This is a genomic window from Micromonospora sp. NBRC 110038 (assembly GCF_020884815.1).
Lineage (GTDB): Bacteria > Actinomycetota > Actinomycetes > Mycobacteriales > Micromonosporaceae > Micromonospora > Micromonospora haikouensis.
Genome location: NZ_BBOL01000011.1, coordinates 250,901 through 267,821 on the forward strand (window position 1 = coordinate 250,901; position 16,921 = coordinate 267,821).

13 protein-coding genes are annotated in these 16,921 nt (G+C 73.9%); 4 read left to right on the plus strand and 9 right to left on the minus strand.

From position 1 onward, the window contains the following. Positions 1-90 precede the first annotated feature (90 nt). The gene (locus LPU61_RS29380) at positions 91-1,323 is read left to right on the plus strand and encodes an iron-containing alcohol dehydrogenase (RefSeq protein ID WP_229406765.1); all 1,233 of its coding nucleotides are present in this window, start codon (positions 91-93) and stop codon (positions 1,321-1,323) included. Between the two features lie 66 nt (positions 1,324-1,389). On the opposite strand, the gene LPU61_RS29385 is transcribed toward LPU61_RS29380, so the two are convergent. The 5 genes from LPU61_RS29385 to LPU61_RS29405 all read right to left on the minus strand — a co-directional run bounded on the left by LPU61_RS29385 (position 1,390) and on the right by LPU61_RS29405 (position 8,419). Beyond that, a complete protein-coding gene (locus tag LPU61_RS29385; protein ID WP_043967791.1) occupies positions 1,390-2,979 on the minus strand; it encodes a beta-1,3-glucanase family protein in 1,590 nt (529 codons plus the stop codon). Positions 2,980-3,172: 193 nt separating this feature from the next. Continuing rightward, on the minus strand, positions 3,173-5,059 hold the full coding sequence (locus LPU61_RS29390) for a CocE/NonD family hydrolase (protein WP_043967789.1): 1,887 nt from the start codon (positions 5,057-5,059) through the stop codon (positions 3,173-3,175). Positions 5,060-5,207: 148 nt separating this feature from the next. Further along, positions 5,208-6,119 (minus strand): sulfotransferase, encoded by a 912-nt coding sequence (locus LPU61_RS29395; RefSeq protein WP_229406766.1) that lies wholly within the window; start codon positions 6,117-6,119, stop codon positions 5,208-5,210. Positions 6,120-6,122: 3 nt separating this feature from the next. After that, entirely contained in the window at positions 6,123-7,178 is a 1,056-nt protein-coding gene (locus LPU61_RS29400; RefSeq protein ID WP_229406767.1) for a sulfotransferase, read from the minus strand. Continuing rightward, positions 7,175-8,419, minus strand: a complete 1,245-nt coding sequence (locus tag LPU61_RS29405; protein ID WP_043967785.1) for a glycosyltransferase — start codon at positions 8,417-8,419, stop codon at positions 7,175-7,177. Before LPU61_RS29405 ends, LPU61_RS29400 begins: the two co-directional genes overlap by 4 nt. A 240-nt stretch (positions 8,420-8,659) precedes the next feature. Here LPU61_RS29405 and LPU61_RS29410 point away from each other — a divergent pair, with 240 nt between their 5' ends. Genes LPU61_RS29410 through LPU61_RS29420 form a run of 3 tightly spaced genes read left to right on the plus strand, consistent with a single transcriptional unit; the run spans position 8,660 to position 11,863 of the window. Continuing rightward, positions 8,660-9,595, plus strand: coding sequence for a sulfotransferase (locus tag LPU61_RS29410; RefSeq protein WP_229406768.1), 936 nt, complete (start codon positions 8,660-8,662; stop codon positions 9,593-9,595). Next, on the plus strand, positions 9,588-10,382 hold the full coding sequence (locus LPU61_RS29415) for a sulfotransferase (protein ID WP_043967782.1): 795 nt from the start codon (positions 9,588-9,590) through the stop codon (positions 10,380-10,382). The genes LPU61_RS29410 and LPU61_RS29415 overlap by 8 nt, the downstream gene beginning before the upstream one ends. Then, positions 10,379-11,863 (plus strand): hypothetical protein, encoded by a 1,485-nt coding sequence (locus LPU61_RS29420; RefSeq protein ID WP_229406769.1) that lies wholly within the window; start codon positions 10,379-10,381, stop codon positions 11,861-11,863. The genes LPU61_RS29415 and LPU61_RS29420 overlap by 4 nt, the downstream gene beginning before the upstream one ends. A 12-nt stretch (positions 11,864-11,875) precedes the next feature. Here the strand turns inward: LPU61_RS29420 and LPU61_RS29425 are convergent, their stop codons facing one another. From LPU61_RS29425 to LPU61_RS29440, 4 genes are read right to left on the minus strand one after another with little or no spacing between them, the layout of a single operon-like run. Further along, positions 11,876-12,721, minus strand: coding sequence for a sulfotransferase (locus LPU61_RS29425; RefSeq protein WP_229406770.1), 846 nt, complete (start codon positions 12,719-12,721; stop codon positions 11,876-11,878). Continuing rightward, positions 12,718-14,286: an oligosaccharide flippase family protein gene (locus LPU61_RS29430; protein WP_229406771.1), complete on the minus strand. Its 1,569-nt coding sequence runs from the start codon at positions 14,284-14,286 to the stop codon at positions 12,718-12,720. The genes LPU61_RS29425 and LPU61_RS29430 overlap by 4 nt, the downstream gene beginning before the upstream one ends. A 6-nt stretch (positions 14,287-14,292) precedes the next feature. Next, positions 14,293-15,354 (minus strand): Wzz/FepE/Etk N-terminal domain-containing protein, encoded by a 1,062-nt coding sequence (locus LPU61_RS29435; RefSeq protein ID WP_229406772.1) that lies wholly within the window; start codon positions 15,352-15,354, stop codon positions 14,293-14,295. Positions 15,355-15,380: 26 nt separating this feature from the next. Further along, positions 15,381-16,880: an O-antigen ligase gene (locus tag LPU61_RS29440; RefSeq protein ID WP_043967772.1), complete on the minus strand. Its 1,500-nt coding sequence runs from the start codon at positions 16,878-16,880 to the stop codon at positions 15,381-15,383. Positions 16,881-16,921: the final 41 nt, after the last annotated feature.

Consider the following 16,921-nt stretch of genomic DNA (forward strand, 5'->3'; position numbering starts at 1 on the left):
GACCCGACCCCGCCGACGCCGTCCCGGTTCCGCAGGTGACCCGGACGCCCGCCCAGCACATCGCCGCCGACGTTCCGGAGAGGCACCGACATGCTTGAGACCGTCCGCGGACCACGCCAGCTGATCGTGGGCGAAGGGGTCGCGCAGAACATCCCACGAGTGGTGGCCGAGAGCGGCTCGCGGGTCCTGATCGTGACCGACCGGATTCTCCTGGGGCAGCCGGGCGTGGCCGAGATCGTGGCCGCCGTGCGGGAGAAGGTCGAGGCCGTCGCGGTGTTCTCCGACGCGACCCCGGACGTGCCACTCACCGATGTCGACCTGGCCGTCTCGGCCGCCGCCGAGGTGGACGCCGACGTCATCCTCGCCATCGGCGGCGGCACGGTGATCGACCTCGCCAAGATCGTCGGCGTCATCCGGCGCCACGGTGGGTCGCCACGCGACTTCTACGGCGAGTCGAAGGTGCCGGGGCCGACGTTTCCTCTCGTCGCGGTCCCGACGACGTCCGGCACCGGCTCCGAGCTCACCCCCGTCTCGGTGTTGACCGACCCGGACCGCGCGCTGAAGGTGGGGGTCTCCAGCGTCCACATCGTGCCCGACTTCGCCATCGTCGACCCCGAACTCACCTACACCTGCCCCGCGACCGTCACCGCCCACTCCGGCATCGACGCCTTCTGCCACGCGGTGGAGAGCTACACCGCGCGGCCCCGGGCGCACGCACCACGCGACCCGGTGGAGCAGGTGTTCCTCGGCCGCAACCCGGTCACCGACCACTACGCGCTCAGGGCCGCCGAACGGATCGCCCGCAGCCTGCGTCGTGCCGTCCGGGACGGCGGCGACACGGACGCGCGCGCGGACATGTCCTACGGGTCCATGCTCGCCGGGCTCGCCTTCTCCCACGCGGGCAACGCGGCCCCGCACGCCCTCCAGTACCCGATCGGCGCGGCCACGCACACGCCGCACGGCCTGGGCGTCGGGCTGCTGCTGCCGTACGCGCTGGACGCGGCCAGGGATGCCATCGTCGACCGGCTGGCCGTCCTCGCCGGGGCGTGCGGGCTCGACGTGGCCGACGCCTCGGACGCCGAGGCCGCGGACGCGTTCCTCACCTGGCTCGGCGGGCTCCTCGCCGACATCGGCATCCCTGCCACCCTGGCGGACATCGGCGTGGCCCGCGCCGACCTCCCGCGCTTCGCCGAGATGGCCGGTGGCGTCACCCGCCTGATCCAGAACCATCCGGGCCCGACCGACACCGCCAGCCTGACCGCGATCCTCGAAGCGGCCTGGACCGGGGACCGGACCCGTGCGGGCTCCGGGCTGAGACGGTGACCGGCCCGGAGACCCAGCGGGCGGGGCGGGGGCGGCTCGCGCCCCCGCCCCCGTCGCATTGGCCGGTCAGCCCGTGCGCCACTTCTGGTTGGCCGTTCCGGCGCAGTCCCAGAGCTGGAGCCTCGCGCCGTCGCTGCCGTTCGCGTCCTTGATGTCGACGCACTTGTTGGCCTGAAGGTTGACCAGGTCTCCGGCCGCGTTCAGGGTGAACTCCTGGGCGCCGGTGCCGTTGCAGGTGTAGAGCTGCACCACCGCTCCGTTCGCTGTCGACCCCGCGTCGATGTCCATGCACTTGTTGTTCTGGCTCTTCAGGGCCGTGCCGCTGAAGAGCCACTTCTGCGCGTTGGTGTTGTTGCAGTTCCACATCTGCAACGGCGCGCGGTCGACGAAGTTGGAGCTCGGCACGTCGATGCACTTGTTGTTCCAGGTGCTGACCACGGGCACCCCGGTGGCCGGGTTGCCGGTGCCACCGGTGAACGGGCTGAGGATCAGTCCGGCCGAACGTGGGTCGCCGTCGTGCACCAGCGACTCGAATCCGCCGACGTCGTCGAAGGCGAAGGCGTATGCCCGGCCGTCGGTCATGTTGGCGTGGATCAGGCGGGCGTACTGGTTGGTGGGGTTGTTGCGGTAGAAGTCGGCGGCGTTGGTGGTGGGCTGGGTGTCGATGGTGCCGAGCGTGCCCCGGTTGAGCGCGGCGCAGAGCGTACGCGAGATCGGGCCGACCACCTGGTCGTTCGGCGCGGGCAGGTCGCCGTCGCAGCCCCAGACGCTGGCCGAGGAGGGCCGGTTGAAGGAGGCGACCACCTGGCCGCTGCCGTTGGTGAAGGTCATGGTGTTGCCCGACGTGCGGCCGTAGTACCTGATGGCCGGCTGGTCGGCGAAGGGCACCACGGTCAGGGTCTTCGTGGTGTACGCGTTCCACGCGGAGGCGACGTAGGAGTCCAGGTAGGTGGTGCTCAGCAGGCCGGCCCCGGCCGCCTTGCCCGGAGCCAGGACGCGCAGCACGGTCCCGTCGGAGCGGGTGTGGACGGTGTTGGCCCAGCCCGGCTGCGCCCGGATCCCGTCGATGACCGCGTTGCGGCCGTTGGCCACCACGTCGCCGGTGCGCTTGGTGACGCCGTTGGCGCCGGTCACGGTGACCGCGTGCGGGATCGCAAACATGTCGACCTGAGAACTGTTGAGCCACAGGCCGGAGTCGTTGTAGGTGAACTCGCTCCAGTCGAAGAGGATGTCGCGGTTCGCGTCACCGGCCGCCCAGGGCGCGGGCTGCACCAGCCCGTCCGGGGTGAGGAAGAACTTCAGCTTCTGCCCGAGGGCGAAGTAGACCCGGCCGGAGAAGCCACGGGGGAACTGGATGGTGGTGCTGCCGCCGTTGCCGGGGCCCGGTATGGAGACGTCCGGCGCGGGCGACGGCGGGATCTGCCCGCCGGTCCACGGCGCGAAGGCGCCGCCGGAGGTGACGTAGCCGAGCCGGCCGGTGGACAGCTGGACGCCGATGACATAGAGGTAGACCGCGTCGCTGCGGCCGGTGGTGTTGGTGACGGTGACGGGCAGCAACGCCGGTCCGACCGCGTGGGCGGGCGTGGCGACGACGACGGCCGCGAGACCGGCGAGCAGTGCGGACGCGGCGGCAAGCAGCCTTCTTCGGAGACGCATGGCGACACCTCGCTGGAGACGGGATGGGAGAGCGCTCTCTCAGCAGGGTCCGATTGTTAACAATGTTTGTCAATAGGTGCTTGCTCAGCCCTCCCTCGCCGACGGTGACGTCGTACGCGACGGGGACCCCCACGGGTGACCTGGCCGGGTGGCCGCCGGCGCAGCACTGCGCCGGCGGCCACCCGGGGACCGGTCAGAGACCGGCCGCGTGGGCGGCGGTGGTGCCGCCGACCACCGGAAGAACGATCTTGCTGCTCTTCAGGGCGACCGTGATGTTCGCGGCGGTGGTGTCCGCCTGGCTGGAGTACTGCGGGTAGCTGGCCACGATGATCACGCCGATCCGGTGGCCCGGCTTGAAGACGTAGTCCTCCGGCAGCAGCGGGAAGGTGAAGTTGTACGACTCCCCCACCACCAGCGGCACGGCGGTGCGGATGGACTGCCGGTTCTGGGCGTCCATGATGCCCTTGGTGACCAGCTCGTAGTCGGCCGTGGCGACCCGCTTGGCGGTCTGCTTGTAGCAGCCGTCGTCGGTCGGGCTGTTCAGCCCCCAGCAGTCCTCCGTGGTCAGGGTGATGATGCCCTCGCCGGAGGCCCGGTGCGCCACCCGCTCGTCGGTGCCGTAGTCGACCAGGATCGCCCCGAAGTTGGTGTCGGTCTGGTCGGCCGAGGCCCGCAGCTGCACCGTCGGCGTGCCCGAGATGTGCAGGGGCGCGGTCAGCGGCGCGGACAGGAACGCCAGCCGGTTCGGCTGCACCGTGTCCGGGTTGAGGATCATGGTGTTCTGGCTCTGGGTACGACTGTCCTGGAACGCGCCGGTCGCCGGCTTGGCGGTCGGCACCAGCTTCAGGCCGCCGGCCCCGGTGGTGCCGGGCTGGAGGAACACCTCGGTGTCGGCCTTGCCGGGGATCGGCCAGTCGGCGTGGGTCTCCCACACGTCGGCGGCACGCTCCAGGTCGACCCGGGGCTCGTCCATGATCCCGTTGGCCACCCCGTGCAGCCAGAAGTCGAACCACCGGTGGAGGGTGGACACCCAGACCGCGCGGCGCGAGTCGAACGGGTCTACGTGCCCCTCCTGGGAGAGCCACAGCTTGCGCGGGATGTTGTTCTCCGCCAGGGCGTACCAGAACTTGCTGAAGTGGTCCGGGCGGACGTTGTCGTCGTTGAGACCGTGGTAGAGCAGCACGCTGGCGGTCATGTTGGGGACCTTCTTGACGTAGCTGCGCTCGTTCCAGAAGGCGGTGTAGTCGCCGTGCTCGTCGCCGTCGGCGGCGGCCATCGCGTCGCGCACCGGCTTGCAGTAGTCCCGCCGCTCCGGGTTGGTGACCGTGTTGGCCAGCGACGCCACGTAGCTGTTGCCCCGGGTGACCACCCCGTTGCTGCGCACGTAGTCGTAGTACTCGGTGGGACCGCTGATCGGCACCACCGTGGTCAGGCCCTTGACGCCGGTCACCGCCGTCGCCATGGCCAGCGAGCCGTCGTACGACTTGCCGATCATGCCCGACTTGCCGTTGTGCCAGTCGGCGGTGACCACCTGGCCGGCCGCGTTGCGCGCGGTGGCCCGGCCGTTGAGCCAGTTGATCGCCTGCTTGGCGCTGAGGTTGTCCTGGTTGGCGTTGGTGGTGGGGCAGCCGGTGGAGTTGTTGGTGCCCACCATGTCCAGCAGGATCACCGCGTAGCCGCGCGGCACGAAGTAGTTGTCGTAGAACAGCGGCCACCTGTCGAGCAGGCCGTCGCCGTCCAGGTCGGCCTTGCACTCGGACTCGTTGCCCCGGCAGACCGTCGAGTAGTAGGGGCTGGCGTCCATGATGACCGGCACCTTGAGCCCGTTCGCGGTGGCCGCCGGTCGCATCAGGTCGAACGCGATGATGTCGCGCAGACCGTCGTTGTCGCTGTCGAAGGTGGAGTCGATGAACAGGCGTTCCCGGATGGCGTCGGCGTAGCCGAACACCGGCTGGGTGACCCCGTCCTGGACCACGATCGCCGGTGCGTCCGACGCCGCCACCGCCCGTGGCGCCGCGCCCAGGGCGGCGAGCAGCACCGCGGACAGTACGGCCGCCCCGGCGCGAAGGGGTGTTCCCATTGCAGCCATGCAGTCTCCTTTATTGTCCCGAGACCCGGCACGCTATGGGCCGACCGACCGGCACCACCACCTGCACCTGTAGGAACTTTGCCCGCGCCGCTCCGACGACGCCGACGCGACGACGCCCGACGGCGGTGTGCCGCGCCGGTCAGTCCCGGTAGCCCCACTGCCGCAGCGGCTTGTCCAGCACCCGTTCCACGGCGGCGAGCTGCGCGTCGCCCAACTCCTCGTGGTAGGCCGCCTGCCGACCGGCGTGGAACCGGTACCGTCCGAAGCCCTTCTCGAACGCCGACGACCAGTCCAGGCCGAGGAAGTCGAGCATCCGGGCCACCTCGCCGCGCGGGTCGGCGAGCAGGTCCTCGTAGCGCACGTCGAGCCACTGCGCCTCGGGGTGCGCCGCGCGGGCCTCGGCGAAGGAGTCCATCAGCATCTTCCAGCCCAGCGCGGCGAGCACCGGGAACGACCTGTCGTACTCCTCCCACTCCCGGCGCAGGTCGGTCGGCAGTGGGCCGAGGAACCAGTTGTCCGGCCCGCGCCAGCCGTCCCACCAGCCCATCTGGAGCCAGGAGTTGGTCACCGCCCGGCCGTCGCGGACCACGTTGACCACCCGCAGCTCCGGGTAGCCGGCCCGCAGGAATCCGGTCCTCGGCCAACCGGTCACGTGGTGCAGCAGCAGCCGGCAGCCCTGCCGGGCGATCCGGGCGTCGAAGAAGGCGCGCAGCCGCCGCCGCAGGTACGGGGTGAGATCCTCGGCGGTCAGGTCCCGGCACGGGCGGGAGAACCCGGCAAGCACGTGCCGGTCCAGCAGGTGGTACGCCTCCGACGGGGCGACCCGCAGCCGGCCCTTCTCCAGCAGCCGGCGGCTGTGCCGCAGCGACGTCATGCCCGCCGGACGCGGTGCCGACCGCCGGTACAGCGGGCCGTTGAGCCGGCCGGTCAGGTTGAGCCGGGACAGCTTGTCGTCGACGCCGGAGACGAACCCGACCCCGGGGTGCCGGGACAACAGCTCCTGCACCAGGGTCGACCCGCACCGCCCGGTGCCCACCACCACCGCCAACATCGCTCAGCCCTCCTCGTGCCGGGCCGGCCCCGACCGCCCGACGCCCACCGGCCGCCCACCGGCCGCAGGCGGCCCACCCTGCGTGGGCCGCCCGTCCCCCGCCGGCCGGTCGGCCCCCGCCGGGCCCGGGCCGCCGCGCCGCCACGGGTAGCCGAACCGGCGCAGCCCCGCCGCGGTCAGCGCGGTGACCAGCGCGTACGACCAGCGGGACAGGTCGCGCCGCCACTGCACGTCGGCGGTGATCGGCACCGGGCCGGTCCGGTGCCGGGACGGGTTGCCGGCCACCGAGTGCGTCGGCGTCAGCCGGACCGTCGCCGGGCCGGTGAACGGGCCGCCGTCGGGGTCGACCCCGGCGAAGGCGGCGATCCGGCGCAGCGTCGGCTCCGGGTCGGCGGTCAGGTCCTCGTAGCGCACGCGCAGGTAGCCCTCCGGGGCGCGGTCACCCCACAGCCGGACGGTCACGGTGTTCCACACCAGCCAGAGCAGGGCCGCCTTCCATGCCGGCGGCCGGCTCATCAGCTCCGGGTCGGTGTCGCCGTCGAGCCCCCGGCGACGACGCCAGGAGAAGGCAGTGGCCCGGGGGTCGCGGACCAGGTGCAGCACCCGCAGGTCGATGCCGGGCAGCGCGCCGACCAGCGCGCCGTACGGGGGCAGTTTCGACGAGTCGACCACCACCCGGGCCCCGGTGTGCCGGGCCACGGCCGCGTACAGGTCGGCCAGCGCCGCGTCGTCGGGGTGCGCGGGCACCGGCCGGATCCCCCGCCGGTGGCGGCGCAGCAGCGCCGGCAGCCCGCGCATCCGCAGCCGGCCCCGCAGTCCGGCGGCGATCGTGGCAGCCCGCTCCACCGGCAGTTCTTGGGTCACCGCACGCCACAGCGGGCAGTCCCGCAGCGGCCGGCCGCAGCCGCACGGCCGGTTCTCCACCTCGCCGCGCTGCCACAGGTAGCGCAGCTCCCCGGCGGCGAAGACCCCGTCGTACTGGCCCAGCACGGTGGTGACCAGGGTGCTGCCGCTGCGTCCGCTGCCGGCCAGGTAGAGCACCCGCACCGGCGGGTTCACGCCGGCTCCCGCACGGTCCGCGCGGCGGTCGCGTAGACCTCCCGCAACCGGGTCAGGTGCGCCTGCGGGGAGAAGTCCCGCTCCACCCGCGCCCGGCCGGCCCGCCCCATCCGGTACGCCCGCTGCGGGTCGGCCAGCACCCGGGCCAGCCCGGCGGCCAGCGCGACCGGATCGTCGGCGGGCACCACCTCGCCGTCCACCCCGGCGGTGACCAGCTCGGGCAGCCCGCCCAGGTCGGAGGCGACCACCGGCACCCCGCAGCCGTACGCCTCCAGCACCGCCATCGGCTGGTTCTCGTTCCACCGGGACGGCACCGCCACCACCGTGGCCGAGCGGACCAGCTCGTGCAGCCGGGCCTTGTCCAGCCGGCCGTGGAACCGGACCCGGCCGGGGGCCCGCCGCCGGGCCAGCTCGGTCAGCCCGTCGCGGGCCGGGCCGTCCCCGGCCACCTCCAGCACGACGTCGTCGGGCAGTCGGGTGAGCGCCTCGATGAGCACGTCGACGCCCTTCTCCGGGGCCAGCCGGCCGGCGAAGACCACCGGCCCGCCGGGGGCCGCCTTCACCGCCGTCGCGGCGACGTCGACGAAGTGCGACACCACGTGCATCCGGTCGGGGAAGACACCGGCCCGGCGCATCACGTCGGCCAGGAACCGGCTGGGGCTGACGAACGCCTGCACCGGCCCGTACGCCCGGGTGGTGCGGTGCAGCCAGGACTCGACGGCCAGCAGCGAGCTGGCCCCGAACGAACCGTCCTTGCAGCGGCGACGGGCCGCGCGCAGCGGACCGCCGGTCACGCAGGCGTCGCAGACCGCCCCCCGGTCGAGCATCTGGTAGCTGGGGCAGGCCAGCTTGTAGTCGTGCAGGGTCATCACCGCCGGCACCCGGGCGGCCCGCACCGCGGCCAGCACCGACGGGGAGAGCTGGTGGTAGATGTTGTGCAGGTGGACCACGTCGGGCCGGAACTCGTCGAGCACCCGGGCCAGGCCCCGCCGGCTGGCCGGCGACCAGATCATCCGGGCCGCCGCCGCCGCCCGGGGGCCCGCGCCACGCGGCGCCGGGTCCAGCTCCACCCGGGACGGGAAGTGCCGGGCGTACGGGGTGGGGGCGTCGTTGTCCGGGTGGGTCATGCCGAAGAAGGCCACCTCGTCGCCGTCGCCCCGTTGCAGCTCGGCGACGTCGAGCAGGTAGCCCTCGGCGCCGCCGCGCCGGTAGAGGAACTTGTTGACATGGAGGACACGCATCGGCCCGCTCCGGGGGTGGCTGCTGCGGTTCGTCGGGGTCCAGGGGTGGGGTGGTCGCCCCGGACGGCAGCGGTGACCAGGGGCCCCACCGTATGCACCAGCCACGTCGTGAGTCCAGCTCATGATCCCCAAGCTGACCACACGGCCCATCGCCGGTCGACCACACGGCCACGTGGCCACCCGTGATGATCTGCCGGTACCGTGTGCCCCACCCCGCCTGACGTGCCCGAGGAGGACCCGGTGCCCCACCCCGACGAGCCCTCGGCGCTGGCGTACACCGCCCGACGGGTCCGCCGGCACCTGCGCTGGGCGCGCACCGAGGGCGTCCGGCGGCTGATCGAGGAGGACCGGCTCGACCCGGTCGACCGGGCCCGCACCGCGCTGGCGAAGTGGCGCTGGCGGCGGGCCCATCCCGGGCCGCCCGGCCGGGCCGTCCCGGTCTACCTGGTGGGCCTGCAACGCTCCGGCACCAACATGCTGACCCGGGGGCTGGACGCCGACCCGTCGGTGGAGGTCCGCAACGAGAACGACCGGGCCGTGTTCCACCGCTTCCGGTTGCGCCCCGACCCGGTGCTGGCCGCCGTCATCCGGCGCAGCCGGCACCGGTACGTGCTGGTCAAGCCGCTGTGCGACACGCACCGGGTGGACGAGCTGCTCGACCTGGCCGGGGTCGCGCCGGGGCGCGCGCTGTGGGCGTACCGGGACGTCGACGACCGGGCCCGCTCCGAGGTGGCGAAGTTCGGCGACGCCAACCTGCGGGCGCTGCGGGCGATCGCCGACGGCACGATCGGGGACCGCTGGCAGGGGCAGCGCCTGGACGCGCCGATGCGGGACCTGGTCGCCGGCTTCGACTACGACCGGATGACCCCGCACACCGCCGCCGCCCTGTTCTGGTACGTGCGCAACTCGTTGTACTTCTCCCTCGGCCTGGCCGACCGCCCGGACACCCTGCTCTGCTCGTACGACCTGCTGGTCGCCGACCCGGCGGGGTCCACCCGGCGGCTGTGCGCCTTCCTCGACCTGCCGTACGACCCGGTGCTGCACGCGCACGTCGGCGCGCGCACCCCGGCGCGGCCCCGGCTGGAGATCGACGCCCGGGTACGGGCGCTCTGCACCACCCTGGCCGAGCGGCTGGACGCGGCGGCCGGCCGGCAGGAGGTGGTGGACCATGGCTGAACCGCACACCCCGGCGGCGGGGGCGGCCCGGGGGCCGATCTTCCTGGTCGGCTGCCAGCGGTCCGGCACCACGATGCTGCGGCTGGTGCTGGACTCGCACTCCCGGGTCAGCTGCGGCCCGGAGACCCGGTTCCTGGCCGACATGCAGCGCATCGTCGGGCGGGACTGGGAGCGGCTGGCCCGCTTCGGGTTCCCCCGGGAATACTGGCTGGGCCGCATCGCCGACTTCTTCGGCGGCATCCAGGCCGACTACGCCCGGTCCCGGGGAAAGACCCGCTGGGCCGACAAGACGCCGCTCTACGCGCTGTCCATCGACTTCCTGGCCGAAGTCTTCCCCGACGCGCAGTTCGTGCACGTCGTGCGGGACGGCCGGGACGTGGTGGTGTCGCACCGCAAGCGGTTCGGCTACTGGTCGGCGGTGAAGTGCGTGGTGAAGTGGCCGCGCTACATCCGCATCGCCCGTGCCTCCGGGGCCCGGCTGCCGGCCGACCGCTACCACGAACTGCGCTACGAGGAGGCGGTCACCGACCCGGAGAAGGCCATGCGTGCCCTGTTCGAGTTCCTCGGCGAACCCTGGGAGGCGGGCGTGCTCGACTACGACGGCAAACAGCACGACGTGGCGGGCAAGTACACCGCCGAGGCGGACCGTCGGCGGGCCGCCGCCGGCACCGACGCCCCGATCTACGGCTCCCGGGTCGGCACCTACCGCCGTGAACTGGACCCCTTCCTGCGGGTGCTGGTCCGGATCTTCTCCGGTGCCACCCTGCGCGAACTGGGCTACCGGTGAGCCGCCGGACCGGGCGGCGGGTGCTGCTCGCCGGGGTGCTGCTGGCCGCCCTGGTCGCCGGGGCGGCCTGTTCGGACGATCCCGCCCCCCGCCCGGCCCCGTCGGCGACCGGCCCGTCGGCGGCCACCCCGTCGGCCGGTGCCACCGGCGCGCCACCGGCCGGCGCGACGGCCCGCAACCCGTTCGGCGCGCACTGGGACTGGTCCCGCCACGACCAGTTCGTGCCCTACCTGGAGAAGCTCTCCGGCTCGGCGACCTACCACGAGCTGAGCTGGTGCGACATCGAGAAGACCCAGGGCAGCCCGGACTTCTCGGCGGTGGACCGGATCGCCGAGCGCAGCCGGCAGCTCGGCATCACCCTGCACCTGAAGATCCGCACCGGGGTCTGCTGGGCCACCGGCGGGACGGCGAAGTTCACCCGGGGCCAGGCCAACAAGACCGAGTCGGCGATGCCGCGGGACCTCGCCGCCTACCAGGCGTTCGTCCGCGCCCTGGTGCAGCGGTACGCCCCGTACGGGGTCCGCGAGTACGCCATCGAGAACGAGGTCAACGCGCAGCAGTACTGGGCCGGCAGCCCCGAGGACTACCGCCGGCTGGTCACCGCCGCCGCCGAGGCGATCCGGTCGGCCGACCCGCAGGCCAAGGTGGTCGACTCGGGCATGAGCAGCGTGGCGTACGGAATGGGGGTGGCCGACCGGCTGTTGCGCGCCGGGCAGCCGGACCAGGCCGTCGCCGCCTACCAGGCGTACTTCCAGCGGCGGATCGGCACCCGGGGGCGGCTGATCCCGGCGGTGAACGACCCGACGGCGTTGCGCGCGGCGCTGGACAACACGCAGAACTCCCGCAATCTGGCCTACCTGGCGGTCACCGAGAAGCTGCTCGACGACCGGGTGGTTGACGTCCGGCAGCTGCACTTCTACGAGCACTTCTCCGGGGTGCCGGCGCTGCTGGACTACCTGCGCGCGGAGACCCCGGCCGGGGTGCCGGTGCAGGCGTGGGAGGTCGGCCAGTTCTGGAAGGACGGCGCGGACGACGCCGCGGCCCGGGGCGACGAGATGGTCAAGGTGGTCAGTCTGCTGGTCGCCGGGGGCATCCACGAGGTGCTCTGGCTGCCGCTGGCGTACAACCCCGACAACCGGGCCGGCGCGGAGGTCCGCTACGGCCTGCTCGACCCGGACGGCACCCAGCGGCAGGCCGGCGCGATGCTGGCCGCCCTGGCGGCGGCGGCCCGGGACGCGACCGTCGAACCCGTGAACGCCAAGGGGCTGACCGGGGTGGCCTTCCGCCGGGGCGCGGAGAGCACGCTGGTGGTCTGGTCGACCACCGGGGGCACCGTGTCGCTGCCGGCCACCGCCGGGGTGACCGGCGGCCCGGTCGGTGCCGACCCGGCCGCCCGCACCGGCGCGCTGCCGATCGGGCCGAGCCCGGTGCTGCTGCGCGCGAAGGGCGACCCGGCCGGCGTCCTCGCCCCGATCCGCTGACGCGGCGGCCGTTCACCAGGTGCGGGGCCAGCCGAGCAGGGCGGCGAGGCGGGCGTTGTGCGGGGCGAACCCGGCACTCAGCTCGTCCCGCAACTCGGCGGTGAGCTGGGACGGGCCGGTGTCCGCCCGGCGGGTGTGCCGGGCGAACTCCGCCGGGGTGTACGGGGCCAGCCCGAGGAACCGCAGCACGCCCGCGTAGGCGGTCGCCGGGTCGGCGTACAGGTCCTCGCTGCGGATCACGTGCAGCCGTTCGGCGGGCAGGTGGGCGTACCACCGGTCGAGCTGCTCGGCGTAGCGGCCCCGGGCGGCGTAGGAGAAGTTGCGCAGCGCGTGGTGGGCCGCCGGGGTGTCCGGCCCGTCGGCCAGCGCTGCGGCCAGCCGCCCCGGCTCGGCGGCGAGCGCCTCGGCGAAGCCCAACGGCTCCAGCCCGTACGAGCGGGTGTGCAGGTAGTGCGAGTAGGCCCGCTCGACCGGGTCGCGCAGCAGCGCCACGAACCGGGCCTCGGGCAGCGTCGCCGCCACCCGGGCCGGCACGCCGGGGTGGAACAGGTAGTAGGGGCTGGCCTCGAAGCTGCGTCGGCCGGGGGCGGCCGGTGGGAAGTGCGCCCGGTACCAGCGCGGCCCTCGACCGTAGTGCAGGCTGAAGAACTGGAGTTCCTTGCCGGTGGCGGCCCGCACGTCGGGGTGCGCGGCGAGGTAGTGGTGCAGCGAGGTGGTGCCGCACCGCTGCCCGCCGATGATCAGGAAATCGGGCAGCGCGCCGACCGGGCCGGGCCGCGCCGCCCGCGCCCAGGCGCGGGTGCCGCGTACCATCCGGCGCAGTCGGTCCACGGTGGCCCGCCGCGGCCCCGCGCTCACCGCGACACCGCCCGGCCGGCCTCGTCGACGGCCGGGGCGGGACCGTCTCCGGCGGCATCGGGCGGGCCGCCGCGACGGCGTCGGCGGGCCAAGGTACGCAGCACCATCACGTCCTCCCGGCTGAGGCCCAGTGCCAGCACGGTCCCCAGGTAGACGGCCACGATCGCGGTCAGCCCGGCGGCCGGCCGCCCCGGCCAGCCCGGCACCAGCCAGCGCACCAGCAGCCCGGCGAGCAGCGCGGCGACCCCGGCGGCCAGCCCCTTGGCCATCCCGACGGTGAACGGCAGCGCGCCGGTCAGGTGGCGGACCTGCACCACCCGGGCGACGTTGACCACGATCAGCGAGGCGCTCCACGCCGCCGCCGCGCCGACGATCCCGTACGCCGGGATGAGCCACAGGTTGAGCAGCACGTTGAGCAGCAGGGCGACCAGGTTGTCGGCCATGTTGAGGGCCACCCGGCCGGACATGTTCAGCACCGTGCCACACGGGCCGGTGGCCGCGTTGACCAGCTGGCCGAGGGCGAGGATCACGGTCACCGCCGCGCCGGTGGCGACCTCGCCGCCGAAGACGCGCAGCAGGTCGCCGGGGAGGACCAGCAGCGCCACGAACGCCGGCAGCGACAGCCGGACCACCCAGCCGGTGGCCACCGCGTAGACCCGGCGGACGTCGTCGAGGTCCCCCCGGTGGTAGAGGTGCGCCAGGTACGGCCCGAACGCGGCGTTGACCGGCGCGAGGACGAAGATGGCGACGGTGACGAGCCGGGTGGCGACGTTGTAGACGCCGATGTCCGGGTTGGCGAAGAAGCCGAGCAGCAGGGTGTCGACCCAGATCAGCCCGGTCGACGACAGCGACGACACCCAGCTGACCGTGGAGAAGCGGAACAGCTCCCCCGGCCGGTGCACCGGGCGGGCCGGCGGCACCCGGCGCACCATCCGGCCCAGCGCCAGCAGGGCGAGCAGGGCGGCCGACCAGCCGGCCACCACCAGCGCCCAGAAGGCCCCGGTCAGCCCCACCCCGGTGACCAGGGCGAGCGCGGTGAGCAACAGCCGGGCGCCCGGCTCGTAGAGCTGGCCGATGAAGGTGAACGGCCGCTGGGTGCGCCAGCCCCGGGTCGCCGCGAGGGCCGCCTCGCAGACCGTCGAGGCGGGCAGGGTGAGCGCGACCAGCCGCAGGCCGGTGACCAGCCCCGGGTCGTGCAGCCGGTCGGCGAGCCAGGGTGCGCCCGCCGCCAGCGCCCCGGCGAGGACGACCGACGAGCCGGCCGAGACGGCCAGTCCCAACCGGATGGTGCCGCGCAGCGCCGGGGCGTCCGCGTCGGCCAGGTGCACCGCCACGAACCGGGTGAGGCCGGCCCGGAACCCGGACAGCGACAGCAGCCCGGCCAGCGACAGCACCGCGTAGCACTGGGCGTACCGGCCGACCTCCCGGATGCCCAGCACCCGCGCCAGCAGCAGCATGATCAGGAAGACCGCCGCCTGGCTGAGCAGGGCGCCGAGCAGGTTGAGCCCACCGCCCCGGGCCATTCCCCGGACGTGCTGGTCGCCCCGCGCGGACCCTTCCGGCACCCCCGCCTACCGGTGCCGGGAGTTCTGCTCGGGCACGGTCGCCGTGACGGCCGGCAGCACCACCGTGTCGTCGCTGCCGCGCTGCCCACCGGTCGGGGCCGGAGCCGCCCGACCGACGGCCGACGGCTGGCCGGCCCGGCGGCTGCGCGACAGCCACTCCAGCACCGCGACCAGCAGCACGGCCAGCAGCAGGCCGGCGCCGAGCACCGGGAGCACCAGGCCGACCAGCGCCTTCACCCGGGACACCGGCTGCACCTCGCCGACGCTGGTCACCTTCTCCGGGTCGGCGGCCTGGGACTGGGCGCGGGCCTGTTGCAGCCGCTGCCGGGCCGAGGCCAACGCGCTGGTGGCGCTGTCCCGTTGCGCGATCAGCGCCTGGTAGTCGGGCAGCTTCGGGCCGAGCCCGTCGAGCCGCTTCTGCCCGGCGCTGATCGACTCGGCGGCGGCGTTGGCCCCCCGGGTGTTGCCGACCGCCTGCATCTGCAACTGCTGCTGACGCAGGCTGGCGATCTCCTGGAGGGTCGACTGGTAGAGCTTGTCCGGCTGGCTGACCTTGTTGGTCTTCTCCCAGTCGTTGATCGCCCGGGTGGCGGTGGTCAGCTCGTCGGTGGCCGTCTTCACCTCGTCGGTGGCGATGCCGACCTGGCTGGCGAAGAGGAAGGCCAGGGCCCGCTTGCCGGTCGCGGCGAGCACCGGGTCGACCGTGGACCGGTCGGCGGCGGTGTAGGTCACGGTGAGCTGGCTGCTCGCGCCGACCTGCTTGACCGCCAGCCCGCCGCGCAGCGTGTCGGCGGGCACCCCGGTGTCGGCCGCCACCTGGTCGACCACCTGCGGGGAGGTCACCGCCGCGGCGAAGGCCGCCGCGAACTGGTTGGCCGCCTGGGTGCCGGTGTACTGCTGGGCCGCGCTGCCGCCGACCAGGGCGGGCGCGGCGACGTACGAGGTGGCCGCGTACTGCTGCGGGCCGAGCAGGACGACCAGCGCGGCCGCCGCCCCGGCCACCAGCGGAATGCCCACCAGCAGCCAGAGTCGACGCCGCGCGACCCGCAGATAGTCGACGATCTCCACCCTGCCGCTCCCCACTGCTCGTTGCTTCATCGGTTGTGCCACCCGGTGCCCGCCGGTCGGGGCGTCGCCAGCCGGGTCGGCTCGGCCGGTAGCCCCCGGGCGACCGCGCCGGCTGCCGCGGCGAACGCCGCGAAGTACCACAGGGTGACCACGTTCGAGATCACGTTGGACGCCGCGCTGACCGCGACGAAGGCGACCGCGCAGCCCAGGAACCCGATCGCGATCCCCCGGCCGAGGCTCCCCGGTGGGGCCCGGCGCAGCGCGTTCAGCCCGGTGTGCAGACACAGCGCCAGCATCGCCAGGTACGCCAGCAGCCCGGCCAGCCCGGTCTCCACGTACGCGCGCAGGAAGTCGTTGTGTGGCTTCTTCGCCTCGTCGGCCTCGAACTTGGTCATGTTGGGGCCGATCCCGGTGACCGGGTTGCGGTTGGCCAGCGACACGATCTCCGACCAGTAGCCGACCCGCCAGGCGAGGGTGTTGCCGGTCGGGCCGCCGCCCACGGCGGTGCTGTCGGCGAGCTGCCCGAAGCGGTGCGCCACGCTCGGCAGCAGGGCCACCCCGGCCACCGCGACCAGGCAGAGCGCCACCAGCATCCGCCGGCTGCGGTGCAGCACCGCCACCACCAGCAGGCCCAGCCCCGCGCCGAGGATCGCGCTGCGGGTGTTGGTGAGCAGCAGGAACAGCAGCGACGCGGCGAGCAACGCGCCGAGGCCGAGCCGGAGCCGGCGGCTCAGGTAGCGGAAGATGCCGAACCCGAAGATCACCATGAACATCAGGTAGCGGCCGAAGGTGGTGGACTGGCCGAACGGCCCGCTGATCCGGGTGAAGCCCCCCTTGACCTCGGCCGGTGGGTGGCCGAGCAGGGACAGCACGACGGTGTAGCCGACCGCCAGCGCCAGCGAGGCGTACGCGGCGAGCAGCACCCGGCGGACCGCCGGCAGGTCCGGCATCAGTTGCTCCAGGACCACGAACATCACCACCACGGTGCCGATCCGCAGCGCCTCCAGGGCGCTGGGCACCGGCTGGGCGGCCCCCGCCGCGCTGACCAGGGAGGTGGCCCCGACCAGCAGCATCGCCACGCCGAGCGGCGAGCCGCGCAGCCGGCCCCGCTGGCGCAGTTGGGCGGCGAGCCAGAGCCCGGCGGCAAGCAGGAACAGGACCGCGAGGATCGTCGACGGGTCCATCGCCCGGGTCGCCGCCGCGCCGTCGGCCCGGCCGGCCGTCGGGCCGCTGAGCTTGAACAGGTCGACGCAGGAGCGGACCGCCAGCATCAGCAGCACGTACGCCGCGAACCGGGTCAGCGCGAGCACGCCGACGGCCAGCCCGGCGAGGACCGCCAGGGGCAGCACCGCGCCGACCCGGCCACCACCGGTGGCGGCCAACCCGACGGCGACCGCCGCCACGGCGCAGAGCAGGGCCGCGCCGACGGTCAGCAGGCGGGCGGTCGGATCACCGGCGGCCCACCGGCGCCGCCCGCCCTCGGGCAGGGCGAGGTCACCCTCCGTGCCGTGTCGCTGTCCGTCCACCGCTCGCCGACCACTCGTTTCCAGGGAACTGTTGCCGGTCG

Bases quoted from the DNA above. Each gene is read 5' to 3' on its own strand.
- LPU61_RS29385 (WP_043967791.1), bottom strand. From the start codon at position 2,979: ATGCGTCTCCGAAGAAGGCTGCTTGCCGCCGCGTCCGCACTGCTCGCC.
- LPU61_RS29380 (WP_229406765.1), top strand. From the start codon at position 91: ATGCTTGAGACCGTCCGCGGACCACGCCAGCTGATCGTGGGCGAAGGG.
- LPU61_RS29395 (WP_229406766.1), bottom strand. From the start codon at position 6,119: ATGTTGGCGGTGGTGGTGGGCACCGGGCGGTGCGGGTCGACCCTGGTG.
- LPU61_RS29405 (WP_043967785.1), bottom strand. From the start codon at position 8,419: ATGCGTGTCCTCCATGTCAACAAGTTCCTCTACCGGCGCGGCGGCGCC.
- LPU61_RS29415 (WP_043967782.1), top strand. From the start codon at position 9,588: ATGGCTGAACCGCACACCCCGGCGGCGGGGGCGGCCCGGGGGCCGATC.
- LPU61_RS29390 (WP_043967789.1), bottom strand. From the start codon at position 5,059: ATGGGAACACCCCTTCGCGCCGGGGCGGCCGTACTGTCCGCGGTGCTG.